General features: G+C 33.1%; 7 protein-coding genes and 1 pseudogene. All 8 read left to right on the top strand.

Features of this window, described 5'->3' with window-relative positions; genetic code table 11:
* Positions 1-998 precede the first annotated feature (998 nt).
* The 8 genes and pseudogenes from hblC (at position 999) to JFU20_RS26815 (ending at position 14,302) form a co-directional block, all read left to right on the top strand.
* A complete protein-coding gene (gene hblC, locus JFU20_RS26780; RefSeq protein WP_201039246.1) occupies positions 999-2,318 on the top strand; it encodes a hemolytic enterotoxin HBL lytic component L2 in 1,320 nt (439 codons plus the stop codon).
* A gap of 61 nt (positions 2,319-2,379) precedes the next feature.
* On the top strand, positions 2,380-3,600 hold the full coding sequence (gene hblD / locus JFU20_RS26785; RefSeq protein WP_002017154.1) for a hemolytic enterotoxin HBL lytic component L1: 1,221 nt from the start codon (positions 2,380-2,382) through the stop codon (positions 3,598-3,600).
* Between the two features lie 36 nt (positions 3,601-3,636).
* Positions 3,637-4,764 carry a hemolysin BL binding component B gene (gene hblA / locus JFU20_RS26790; protein ID WP_002017155.1) on the top strand — a complete coding sequence of 376 codons (1,128 nt, stop codon included), beginning with the start codon at positions 3,637-3,639 and terminating at the stop codon, positions 4,762-4,764.
* 462 nt (positions 4,765-5,226) lie between these two features.
* A pseudogene (hblB, locus tag JFU20_RS26795) lies at positions 5,227-6,575 on the top strand (hemolysin BL regulatory component HblB).
* Positions 6,576-7,263: 688 nt separating this feature from the next.
* Positions 7,264-9,669, top strand: coding sequence for a PAS domain S-box protein (locus JFU20_RS26800; RefSeq protein ID WP_201039089.1), 2,406 nt, complete (start codon positions 7,264-7,266; stop codon positions 9,667-9,669).
* Between the two features lie 275 nt (positions 9,670-9,944).
* Positions 9,945-12,161, top strand: coding sequence for a binary toxin-like calcium binding domain-containing protein (locus JFU20_RS26805; RefSeq protein WP_201039090.1), 2,217 nt, complete (start codon positions 9,945-9,947; stop codon positions 12,159-12,161).
* Positions 12,162-12,533: 372 nt separating this feature from the next.
* Positions 12,534-13,247 carry a response regulator transcription factor gene (locus JFU20_RS26810; RefSeq protein WP_201039091.1) on the top strand — a complete coding sequence of 238 codons (714 nt, stop codon included), beginning with the start codon at positions 12,534-12,536 and terminating at the stop codon, positions 13,245-13,247.
* On the top strand, positions 13,244-14,302 hold the full coding sequence (locus JFU20_RS26815) for a sensor histidine kinase (RefSeq protein WP_002128066.1): 1,059 nt from the start codon (positions 13,244-13,246) through the stop codon (positions 14,300-14,302). The genes JFU20_RS26810 and JFU20_RS26815 overlap by 4 nt, the downstream gene beginning before the upstream one ends.
* The last annotated feature ends 96 nt before the right edge of the window (positions 14,303-14,398 follow it).

Genomic DNA, 14,398 nt, shown 5'->3' on the forward strand with positions numbered 1-14,398 from the left:
GTATTTAATAATGGTGATATTAGGGACTATTACATAAAGTTTAACAATATAACATATATCACTTGATATATCTATAGTATATGCAATTATACATAACTAAATAAAGGTAAAAAAGTATAAAAAAACCTATTAAATTATTCTATAAGTATTTTTTAAAAAATAAAATTGCTTGGTTGAGCTAAAATGGTTATTTATTAACCGTATACACTTTAATTTGTAATCATTACAATTACAGAGCTGTAATTCCTAGTTAATTATATCGGTATAATTTTTCAGGCTCGTATTTTTACTTAATAGTTAAATTATCGAGCTCAATCGACAAAATTTTGCTATTTACGCATTGGAAATTTAATGTTTTAATGAACAACATAACTGGTATGACCACACAGAAGGGAGAAGAGCAAGCTAATAGAGGTTATTAAATTTGCAAGTAACATTATGTTGTGGATAATTTTCTTAATAATCAGTTTATTTTTTAAGGTATTTAGAATCTCAAAAGTAGTATTTTTGTAAAAATGGGTTTTAAGTTTCTACATAGCAAAAGTGAATTTATTCCGCAATAAAAGTATAAGCAATGTACAGTATAATTTCATCTTTTGTAGTCTTGTAAGGCTATTGCTGACAAAACTAAAAACCATATTATGAAATTGATATTAAAAAAAGGTCATGACAGGATTAACTCTAGAAGCAATGGTTATCTATCTTCACGGATCTGTAAGTTAAACAGCAGCTCTAAGGGGGAAATAATATTTTACTACTCATTGGGCAGCTAACTCAAATATAGCTGATGAATTTTTATCGTTTACTATTTGAAAAATAGAGTATCTAAATGAGAGGGAAGTAAAATCCTTAGATCCTCTTAGAAGTAAATAATAACGATAACACCCTATCCGAAAGACTTCCCATTCCCCATGCGTGTGCAAGGAGAGAGCCTAGCGCTAGGGCGTACAAGTTATATGAAGCAAGTTATAAAAAACAATGGTAAAGGAGTGTACGGAATGAAAAATAAAATAATGACAGGATTTTTAATAACATCCATTGTAACTGGAGCAACTATTCCTATCAATACTCTCGCAGCACCAATCGTTCAAGCAGAAACTCAACAGGAAAGCATGGATATTTCTTCATCATTACGAAAATTAGGTGCGCAATCTAAATTAATCCAAACGTATATTGATCAATCTTTAATGAGTCCTAATGTACAGCTAGAGGAAGTCCCAGCTTTAAATACCAATCAATTCCTAATTAAACAAGATATGAAGGAATGGTCATCGGAACTCTATCCACTGTTAATTCTATTAAATTCAAAAAGTAAAGGATTTGTAACGAAATTTAATAGCTATTACCCGACATTAAAATCGTATGTAGACAATAAAGAAGATAGAGAAGGGTTTTCGGATAGACTTGAAGTTCTTCAAGAAATGGCTATGACGAATCAAGAAAATGCGCAACGACAAATTAATGAATTAACAGATCTTAAATTACAGCTTGATAAAAAATTAAAAGATTTCGATACTAATGTGGCAACTGCGCAAGGCATATTAGGTACAGATGGAACAGGAAAAATAGATCAGTTAAAAAATGAAATATTAAATACCAAAAAAGCAATTCAAAATGATTTACAACAAATTGCATTAATACCAGGAGCTTTAAATGAGCAGGGATTTGCTATATTCAAAGAAGTTTATAGTCTTTCAAAAGAAATTATTGAACCGGCTGCTCAAGCAGGGATGGCAGCGTATAACAAAGGAAAAGAAATTAACAACTCTATTCTAGAAGCGGAGAAAAAAGCGGCGCAAGAAGCGACAGAACAAGGTAAAACTGCTCTAGAGATTGAATCGGCCAAAAAAGCAGCTCGTGAAGCAATTGAGAAAAGCAAACAAGGTGAAATAGCTGCAGCTGCAGCCGCAAAAACGCAAGAATATGACCTGATGAGAGCCATTGATACTGAAAAGATTAAGAAAACATTTGGTGTCTTCGCAGAAGTAAATAAACTAACAGCAGAGCAGCGAGCATATTTAGATGACTTAGAGAAACAAAACCAAAAAATATATGATTTAACAACGAAACTATCAATAGCAGATTTACAAAAATCAATGCTTCTTCTTTCACAAAATGATTTGCATACGTTTGCAAACCAAGTAGATGTAGAACTTGACCTACTAAAGCGCTATAAAGAAGATTTGGATCTAATAAAAAATAACATTACAAAATTATCTACTAATGTTGATGCAACTAACGAGCAGTCTCAAAAAGATACATTAAGACAATTAAAAAATGTAATAAGTTACCTTGAAGAACAGGTATATAAATTTTGATATTACGTTTTTGAAAAAACTATAAAGATTATAAGAATCTAGCGAAAGAAGGAGAATAGTTATGAAAAAATTCCCATTCAAAGTGCTAACTTTAGCCACTCTGGCAACGGTTATAACTGCTACTACTGGTAACACTATTCATGCATTTGCACAAGAAACGACCGCTCAAGAACAAAAAGTAGGCAATTATGCTTTAGGTCCCGAGGGACTGAAGAAAGCATTGGCTGAAACAGGGTCTCATATTCTTGTAATGGATTTGTACGCAAAAACAATGATTAAGCAACCGAATGTAAATTTATCTAATATCGATTTAGGATCAGAAGGAGGGGAGTTGCTCAAAAATATTCACCTTAATCAAGAACTGTCACGAATCAATGCGAATTATTGGTTAGATAAAGCGAAGCCACAGATTCAAAAAACAGCTCGTAATATTGTAAATTACGATGAACAATTTCAAAATTATTACGACACTTTAGTAGATACTGTACAAAAGAAAGATAAGGCAGGTCTAAAAGAGGGCATAAGTGATTTAATTACTACAATTAATACAAATTCAAAAGAGGTTACAGATGTAATTAAGATGCTACAAGACTTCAAAGGGAAACTATATCAAAATTCTACAGATTTTAAAAATAATGTTGGTGGTCCAGATGGCAAAGGTGGATTAACTGCAATATTAGCAGGTCAACAGGCAACGATTCCGCAACTTCAAGCTGAAATTGAGCAACTTCGTTCTACTCAGAAAAAACATTTTGATGATGTATTAGCATGGTCAATTGGTGGTGGATTGGGAGCAGCTATTTTAGTTATTGCAGCTATTGGAGGAGCGATAGTAATTGTCGTAACTGGCGGTACAGCAACACCGGCTGTTATTGGTGGCCTGTCGGCTCTTGGTGCAGCTGGTATCGGTTTAGGAACAGCAGCTGGTGTCACGGCGTCTAATCATATGAACTCCTATAACGAAATCTCTAAAAAAATCGGAGAATTAGGTACGAAAGCTGATCTTGCTAGCCAAGCAGTTATTTCGCTTACTAACGCGAAAGACACATTGGCATATCTGTATCAGACAGTGGATCAAGCGATACTGTCTCTAACAAATATTCAAAAGCAATGGAATACAATGGGGGCTAACTATACAGATTTACTTGATAATATCGACTCTATGCAAGAACATAAATTCTCTTTAATACCTGATGATTTAAAAGCTGCTAAACAAAGCTGGAATGATATTCATAAAGATGCAGAATTCATTTCGAAAGACATCGCTTTTAAACAAGAATAGAACTGAAAATTAAGACCTATATAGGAGGAATATGAAATGATGAAGAAAATCCCTTATAAACTACTCGCTGTATCGACGTTTTTAACTTTGACAACAACTTCTGTTGTTTCACCAGTAGCAACTTTTGCAAGTGGAATTGAACAAACTAACAATGGAGATACGTCTCTTTCAGCAAATGAAACGAAGATGAAAGAAACTTTGCAAAAGGCTGGGTTATTTGCAAAATCTATGAATGCCTATTCTTATATGTTAATTAAAAATCCAGATGTGAACTTTGAAGGAATTACTATTAATGGATATGTAGATTTACCTGATAGAATTGTACAAGATCAAAAGAATGCAAGAGCACATGCTCTTACATGGGATACACAAGTAAAAAAACAGCTTTTAGATACATTGACAGGCATTGTTGAATACGACACAACATTTGACAATTATTATGAAACAATGGTAGATGCGATTAATGCAGGGGATGGAGAAACTTTAAAAGAAGGAATTACAGATTTACGAGGTGAAATTCAACAAAACCAAAAGTCTGCACAACAGTTAATACAAGAATTAACTAAATTAAGAGACGCTATTGGACAAGATGTTAGAGCATTTGGAAGTAATAAAGATCTCTTGCAATCGATTTTAAAAAACCAAGGAGCTGATGTTGAGGCCGATCAAAAACGTCTAGATGAAATTTTAGGATCAGTAAATTATTATAAACAATTAGAATCTGATGGATTTAATGTAATGAAGGGTGCCCTTTTTGGCCTACCGTTAATTGGTGGTCTAATAGTACTCGGAGCACAAGGTAATTTATCCAAGTTAGAGCCTACATTAGCAGAATTACGTCAGACCGTAGATTATAAAGTAACATTAAATCGTGTAGTTGGAGTTGCGTATATTAATATTAGTGAGATGCATAAGGCACTTGATGATGCTATTAACGCTCTTACTTATATGTCCACTCAGTGGCATGATTTAGATTCTCAATATTCGGGGGTGCTGGGACATATTGAGAATGCAGCCCAAAAAGCGGATCAAAATAAATTTAAATTCTTAAAACCTAACTTGAATGCAGCGAAAGACAGTTGGAAAACATTACGAACAGATGCAGTCACATTAAAAGAAGGGATAAAAGAATTAAAAGTGGAACCTGTTACTCCACAAAAATAGGGAAATATTAATTCTGTTGCAAAGTCACCTAAAACATATAGAATCTATGATTACGTTGTTAAATAGTAATACGAAAATTAATAAATCCTTATACACCAGAAAGGCGGAGTCTCATTAATGACTTCGCCTTTCACTTATATAAGTTTCATCCAAAATAAAAAGATAACCTTGCAATTTTACTTGTTTTTTAAAACTTTGCAACAGAAGCGATTAATTGGGACAGATTATATAGATTTGCTTGGTAATATCGACTCTATGAAACAATATAGATTCTCTTTAATACTTGATGATTTAAAGGCTGCTAAAGAAAGTTAGAATGATACTCATTAAAGATGTAGAACTCATTTCGAAAGAAATTGCTTTTAAAGAAGAATAGAACTTGAAATCAAACCCTATATAGGAGGAATATGAAATGCTGAAAAAATCCCTTATAAAATACTCGCTGTATCGACATTTTTAACTATGACAACAACTTATGCAGTTACACCAGTAGTAGCTTTTGCAAGTGAAATTGAACAAACTAACAATGGAGATATGTCTCTTTCAGCAAATGAAGAAAAGATGAAAAAAACTGTGCAAGATGCTGGGTTATTTGTAAAATCTATGAATGAATATTCTTATTTGTTAATTAATAATCCGGATGTGAGTTTTGAAGGAATTACTATTAATGGATATGCAGATTTACCTAGTAAAATTGTACAAGATCAAAAGAATGCAAGAGCACATGCAGTTTCATGGAATACGAAAGTAAAAAAACAGCTTTTAGATACATTGACAGGTATTATTGAATACGATACAAAATTTGAAAATCATTATGAAACATTAGTAGAGGCGATCAATACTGGGAATGGAGATACTTTAAAAAAGGGATTACGGATTTACGGGAGGAAATTCAACAAAATCAAAAGTCTGCAAAAGTATTAATAGAAGAATTAACTAAATTTAAAAATGCTATTGGAGAAGATGTTAGAGTATTTGGGAGCCATAAAGAGACCTTGCAGTCTATTTTAAAAAACCAAGGAGCTGCGGTAGAGGATGATCAAAAGCGTCTAGAGGACCTTTTAGGGCAAGTAAACTATCAGAAAGACATAGAATCTAAAGGATTAGACATGATAAAGATCCCCTTTCTTCCCACATTGATTGCTGGTGGGATAATGATAGGTGATGCAAGAGGTAAGTTAGGTTGGCTAGAGCCGGAATTAGCAAAATTACGTCAGAATGTAGATTATAAGCTAACATTAAATCGTGTAGTAGGAGTTGCGTTTCATAATATTAGTGATATGCATAGTGCGATTGATAATGCTATTACTGCTCTTACTTATATGTCCACGCAATGGGATGATTTAGACTCTCAATATTCGGGCGTACTGGGACATATTGATAAAGCTAATCAAAAAGCCGATCAAAATAGATATAAATTCTTAGCCCCTAACTTGAATGCAGCTAAAGACAGTTGGAAAACATTACGAACAGATGTTGTCACATTACAAGAAGGGATAAAATTTGCAGAGAAAAAAGAACAGGATTTTATGAATCAGCTTCGTCCATCAAACGTTTTCTATTTTTATAAAAAAATTCATAACGCATACACATTTGAAATAAAGACTGGAACAAATGCACCAAATGCGTCTTATAAAGTTATGAATTTAACTAAAAACACTGTTCATCATATGTGGAGTGGAGGTGCTAATACAAGCATGTGGGCTGACTGGCTTTCATTCAATCCAAATGATGAATTTGCGGTGGTAGCAGTAGTGGATGGGAAAGAATATGTTGTGTATAAAGACAAAGTAGAAAATATAATGAACTGAACCCAAAAAAATGCATTAATTGGGGATGGTACACATCGCTATCAAGCTAAGAAAAACAAATACCCCCAGAACGAAATTTTGTGCTAACTTTTAACAGAAAAGCTCATTTTTTCGTTTTGGGGTGAATCTATTTTCTTAAGTTGATGGGCATGGGGATGGTACACTAAACTAGACACCAAGTTAAGTGAAAAATTGAACGGCATAAGGCTCCTTATTTCCTAGAACACCTAGCTAAAGCAAAAGAATTTGTACAGTAAAAAAGTGAATATTGAATCAAGGTGCTGGTTGCTTTATGTGTATGGCTTAACCAAAAGATTGCAAATACATTAAAAGAGCAACTTGTAATAAAGATATTGCAATATTTTTAAAGCGAAAAGCCGAAATTGAGGAATTTGAAGAATTGTAATAGTGAAGGAATTGATTAATTTATAAAAAACATAGGAATTAAATATTCCTACGTTTTTTTGTACATAACATTTAAATAAAAAGAGAGAATAAACACCTTATTTTTGGGGTGTTTGAAGGTTCAAATGGAAGATTCCCTGGTTTTCGATTTGAATCAATATGATACTATTTACATGTACTGTCATGTAGGGAATTATATTTTTTACACCTGAACTGTTTGTACTATTTGTAGGATTTTCTGTTTTTTTGTCGAATATATCTTTAATGCAAGGAGGGACATTACATGATTATTAAAGACTATTTCATCAATCTTTCTATTTTTTCTTTATTAGTTAGCGCAGCGATATTTATTCAAGTGTTTTTGATTCATTCCAGGCGATATTTCGAAAAATTCTATGGAGGGATTATTGCAGTTACTTTGATGCTCTTTTCTTTTCCATACATGGGATTTTCCTACGATCTTCGAGTTGTTCCTCTTATTTTATCTTTTATTTACTTTGGTCGCATTGCTGGTTGGATTACATTAATTAGCATTATTATCATGCGTATCTTTTACATTGGAGGTTACTGGGAACCTCCTGTGATTGCTTATTTAGGTTTGGGTATCCTATTTGTTACTTTTAAAACATATTTTAAAAACCTTCATCCTTTTAAAAGTGCATCTTTATATTTTTCTGTTTTTGTTGGAATAAAGTGGTTAGTTGGTGTATTCTTTAATACTAAGTTACTTTACACTGGAGGCTTATTATATATAGCTTTAGGGCTTTTAATTGGGCTATTTCTTATGGAAGCCTACCAGAGATTATATTATTTAACACAGGACTTATCTAAAATGAATCGGGAATTAAAAAAATCCAAGCAAGAACTCACAGATACCGTACATGAGCTTCAAGGAGGGATTTTTAAATTTAAAAAAGTGGGTAAGCACTTTATACACACTTTATGTGATGGACAGTTTTATTATCAAAAAGGATTTTATTCTGAACAGGTGGTAGGGAAAAGCTTACGGACTATTGATGCTTCTATTGTTCCACCACATTTAGTTCCACAATTGATGAAGTATTATCTTCAGGCATGGGAAGGGAAAGAAATTATATTCGAATTACCCTGGCCAGATGATAAAACGATTATTCTTATTGCACTTAGACCGATTAAACGAAATGGACAAGTTATGGAAGTTGTTGGTTCTATAGTCGATATAACCGAAAGGAAAAAGGTAGAATCAGAATTAAGAGCTACCAAAGAATTACTAGAATCATTTATAAAGCATAATGTAGATGCTATTACCATTTCTGATCGAGAAGGGCATATTTTACAAGCAAATAAAGCTTATGAAAAGATATTTGGATGGTCATTACAAGAAATCATAGGTAAGAGATTACCCTGTGTACCAGATTTCATAATGGAAGAATCACTTGAAAATATTCAGAAAATTCTAACGAGAGAATCCGTAGTTACTAGATTAGAAACTGTTAGACGACGTAACGATGGAAGTCTTCTTGATGTCAGTCTGACAGTTTCTCCTATACTAGACGTAAGAGGAAATGTGATAGCTTTATCTGCAATATGTAGAGACATCTCTGAAAGAAAACAAGCAGAAAGAGAACGACATCGATTACACCAACAATTAAAAGATAGTGAAATGAAGTACCGTGCACTAATCGAACAAGCAACTGATGCAGTATATGTAGTAGAGCTGAATGAAAATCATGTTCCAAGTCGATTCATTGAGGTAAACCCTGTTGGTTGTAAAAGATTTGGATATAGTAGAGAAGAGCTGCTCTCGTTACCATTTCCAAATGTAGTACCACAAGATTCTAAAATGATTGTAAGGTTGTTAAAAAGAATTAGAGAGGGACAAACTTCCTTCACTTTGCAAGATGAATATGTTTTTCCAACAGGAAAAATAATAACAACTGAGTTTAGTGTCCGTGTTTTTAACTTAAATGGTAAAAAAGTTTTCCTAAGTATTTCTCGTGATATCACTGAACGGCTAAAAACAGAAGAATTACTACGGAAATCTGAAAAACTTGCTGTCGTAGGACAATTAGCGACTGCAATGGCTCATGAAATTAATAATCCATTAACCGCAATGAAAGGGTTTATGCAATTACTAAAATCAACGGAAACTAAGAATAATCGGGGTTATATAAATATAGTATCATCAGAGATTGAGCGTATAGAAAGTATTACTAATGAATTTATGGCGGTAGCCAAACCACAGGTGGTAAAGATACAACCTAATGATATTAGTGTGCTAATGGATCAAGGTTTAATGCTACTGCAACCTCAAGCAATGATGAATAATATACAAATTAGAATCGATTTTACACCTGATATTCCATTGATTCCATGCGAAGGAAATCAATTAAAACAAGTATTTGTTAATATTTTAAAAAATGCAATTGAATCCATGCCAACAGGAGGAGAAATTTTGATTCAATTTGATAAACTTGATAATAATCAAATAAGGATTCGCTTTATCGATCAAGGATGTGGGATTCCAAAAGAACGTATACCATATTTAGGAGAACCTTTTTACAGTATTAAGGAAGAGGGAATCGGCTTAGGATTAATGGTCTGTTATAAAATTATTGAAACACACCAGGGGAAGGTATTTATTGAGAGTGAAGTGAATAAGGGGACTATAGTTGAAGTCACTCTCCCAATTTGCACACTTCAAAATTAATACATTCTTTTACTGAAATTTTATAAGTTAGTGAGCAGTTAGCTTTGGCTAGCTGCTTTTTTGTATATATTGTAATCGATTCTTCATATTACGGCTTTTTGATGTTTCATATATAGATTTTATGGCTTTTAAAAACTCTGTAAGTGTTTTGTAATATTTACGAGAGACTTTTTTAACAGTTATGAGAGAGAAAAGAAAGATTTGTTATATATGATGAAATTAATCTTACTAGTAGGTGTTCTAATGGACCTAGAAACCAAGGAGGAAAAATAACAATGAAACAATTGAAGCCAGCAATTAGTGTATTAGGTAGTGTATCGATGGCACTGACTTTAGCATCTCCTGCTTTAGCAGATGTAAAACAACCGAATCCAGGAGGTACAGTTGAAATATTCAAAGAGAATGCAAATGTAAAAAAAGAAGATAAGAATTTCACGCTCGGAACTGATGGGGAAATAGGTTCACTCATTACACAAAACATTGAAATGGCAAACAACGATTGGGATAAAGATGGTATTTCCAACGACTTAGAGATTAATGGATATAAAATTGAATTCAATTCACAAACTGGAAAAAATGAAGCGAAAGCATGGGATCCCGAGAAGGATAAAGGGAAACCAAAATTTATATCGAATCCTATGAATGCAAATACGGATGGCGATCCTTTTACTGATATGTATGAGGTTGAGAATTATAACAACGATTCTGATACTAATTTCAATCCGATAGTTGCCAACATGCCGAATTTGCAAATTGGTGTCAAACGAATTGAAGTAATTCCTATTGCAACCATTACGGATAATAATGGCGGATCAGTTAGTAGAGGATGGGAAAAAAGTGTATCTACACAACATTCATTTAATGTAGGTTTAAGTGGTTTAGGTGGTGTAGAAGGCTCAGCAGCCGGTCCTGTTCCTTCCGGAAGTGTTTCAGCAAACGTGGGATACGGATATTCAAAAACAACTACTGAAACGGAGAGTTATACAAATAATTTTGATTGGTCTACCGCAACAACTGTGGATACAGCGAACGCAGCAAAAGTACGAGTACATCTGGAATATAAGAATGTAGGCACAGCATCCGCTGAAAATGTTTCGCCTCATTTTAATATTCGTTTAGGAAACAAAATTATTAATACTGTAAAGGCAACACAAGATCGTTATAAAGCAAACTATTTAAGTACAGAAAAAGGTGGACGGAATAAAACAGAAGTAGTAATTGACAGTTTAGAAGGACAAGCAGATGCGAATATTGTCTTATCTTTGGATGAATTGAAAGCTGTTGAACAAGGGGAACTTCTTTCGATTGAAGTTTTACCTAAAAGTACAATGGATTTATCTATTGAAAAAGGTGAAGAAATTATGCATTTGGGGGATTCAGGGAGATATGAGTCTAGAGTAAATACAGCTACTGAACAATTAGAAACAGATATAGGAAATATACCAAAGTTTAGGGTATATACTCCTAAAGACAAATCTCTTGCTGATAATCCAGTTTTATCCTATAACGAAGTTTTTCAACAGGTAAATATAGATACGAAAAAAGTAAATCATATTGTAAACAAGGCTAAAAGTACTAATAACGTATCAGTGGTTTCAGCTAATAATGGAACTGATGCATTGAACGATTTAAAAGCGGGACAGGGAGATCGCGGTTATTTACATAAAGACTCTGTACACGGAGCTTTTGCAAAGCTACAGCAACCAACATTAGTAGAAGGTAGTTATGATTCTGTGACGCAAAAGATTAGGGCAACAATTTTACCTGGTTTATTTGGAGTGAGTAAAGATATTCCTACTACTTATAGTAAGAAATGGAATGCTCCGTCACAAACAGTAACACTGGTTAAACGTGAAAATGGATTTACATATGAGTCTAGAGAAAATATACACCCTATTAAATCTGAAATTGCTGCGCACAGAAAAGTTACATTTGAAATCAATGACGCACACAATCTAACGCTTACACAAAAGATTGATACTGAAATTAAAGCTAATAAAGAATTTGAAGATTATGTAGTAGATAATTCAGGTGAATTTGTTACAGAAGGAGTTCCTTATACCGTGGCTTCATATGGAAATACAGCTTATTTGGGAAGTCATCATGCAGGGAATAAATGGGAGTATCTTTGGGCTGAAAAATCTAGCGATGAAAAAGTGAATGTAATTATTGAAAGAGTAGGTCAACCTAAACCTGGAAAACCAATTAAAAAGGATGAAGAGGTATTAATTAAATTTCAAAATCCTATTTATTCAGATTATGCATATTTAAAACTTCAAGATAGTTATATCCATTTAGATCAAAAACAGAACGCAAGTACTTTTAAATTTAATCATGCATATCCAAAGAATTTCACTGGACACCATAAGCAATGGAACATACTATCTAATGGTAATAAGTTAAAGGTAGGATATTTAATCGATTATATGAAATATGGTAATGGAGAGAATGGGACTGATACTATAGCATGGAATCTATCAAGAGTTCAGTAATAGGTAACAGTTCTGTTGCTAAGTTTGGAAAGAGAACTGGAAATGAATTGAATCCGAAAAGTTAGATACAATAATTTAGGTTACTAATAAGGAATGAGTTCGATGTTGAATCGGACTCATTCCTTTTAATTTATATAATTTAGAAACTACTATTTTAAATACTTATCTAGTCATATAAGTAATCAAATGTTAAGATTACTATCTGTATTACATGATTTATTTTCCGAATTTTCATTCGTTTCGAGGGTGAAATGTGGAATTCTGATTTATTTATGTGATTAGTTTTTATATCTTTACCTATAAAGATATTTTTATTGGATAATAGAAAAAATAAATTTTTTGTTATTGGTGAAAAAGAAGTGAGGATAGTATATGAAGAAAAGAATTTTAATCGTAGAAGATGAAGAAAATATTCGAGAAGTATGCAAACGGTATTTAGAAAGAGAAGAATATGAAGTTTATACCGCTGTAAATGGTAAAGAAGGTTGGGATTTATTTCTTACACATCAACCAGATTTAATTATATTAGATTTGATGATGCCAAAAAAAGATGGATGGGAATTATGCGAGGAAATTCGTCAACAATCAAATGTCCCTATTATTATGTTAACTGCTAAGGGAGAGGAAAGGGATCGAATTTTAGGCTTAACAATGGGGGCAGATGATTATTTAACAAAGCCATTTTCCCCTCGTGAATTAGTATTAAGGGTTCAAATTATACTAAGAAGAGGAAGCCATGTACAAATACAAGCGAAAGAATCCTTATTGGAAGTGATAGAGTTTCCAGATTTAAAAATATATCCAAAGACAAGATATGTACTTGTTTGTAAAAAGGAAGTGGAGTTAACGGTGAAAGAGTTTGAGGTACTTTATCTCATGGCAAAGCATCCAAAACAAGTATTTTCTCGCTCGCAGCTTCTTGAATTAATTTGGGATTTTGGACATGAAGGAGCATCAAACACAGTTACCGTGTTAGTGAGTCGTTTACGTGAAAAGCTCGAGAAGCATACGATAAAGAATCGTTGGATTCATACGGTTTGGGGTATAGGATATCGCTTTGAGCCAAATGGAGGAAATGAAACATGAGATTACGTATTCAATTGTTACTCATGAATCTATTAAGTACTAGTATTATGGTAATTGCTATATGGTATAGTGATACGAAAATGTTACTTGAACCGGAACAAACGCGGTTATTAACAGTAATTGCATTTGTGGCATTCATTATTTCAACGTTTATTTATTGGTTAATGACACGTCCTATCATGAGATCTATACAAAATTTAATAAAATTGACGAAACAATTTAGTGATAGACACTTTGAAACGATGTATATAATTGGGCAAGAACCACGTGAGTTTAAAGAATTGGCAACAGCCTTTCAACAGATGGCAAAAAAATTAGAAGAAGGGTTTACTAAGTTAGAGGAACAGGAAAACTCTCGTAAGGAGCTAATTACCAATATCTCACACGACTTACGAACACCTATGACTAGCATGCAAATGATGATAGAAGCATTACAAGATAACCTGATTGAAGATCCTGAAATGAAAAAGCAATACTTAGCAACGGTTTTAAAAGAAATAGAAAGATTAAATGGATTAATTAACGACTTATTTGATCTTTCAAAGTTAGAGTTTGAGCAAGTAGATTTTCACCCAAGTTTCACACATTTAGATAAAGTGCTATTAGATGTATTAGAGTCACATTCTGTCTTATTAGGAGACAAACAAATCCATGTGCAATTGGATGTCCCTGATACATTACCTCGACTTTTGATTATGCCTTGTAAAATAGAAAGGGTCATAGGTAATTTATTACATAATGCAATTCGATATTCTCCTATCTCTGGAACAATTGAATTGACTGTAGTGGAAAATAAACCAACTCAGCAGGTCCAATTTACTTTGCGGGATGAAGGAATGGGAATTTCTCCAAATGATCAATTACGCGTATTTGAACGTTTTTTTAGAACAGATCGATCAAGAAGTTCACAATCTGGAGGTTCCGGACTTGGATTAGCTATTGCAAAATCATTGATTGAAATGCACAAAGGGGAAATTGGTGTAAGGAATCGCGCAGATGGTAAGCAGGGAAGTGAATTTTGGTTCACTCTTCCCATCACATCAGTAAAAAAATAAGACGGCTGAAAGACTTTTGTAACATTTACGTTAGAAAAATGAAAGACCTTCTTGTTAACATACTACTACACAGTATGTTACAGGAGGTTTTTTACT

This window comes from Bacillus sp. TH30 (assembly GCF_016650875.1).
GTDB lineage: Bacteria > Bacillota > Bacilli > Bacillales > Bacillaceae_G > Bacillus_A > Bacillus_A mycoides.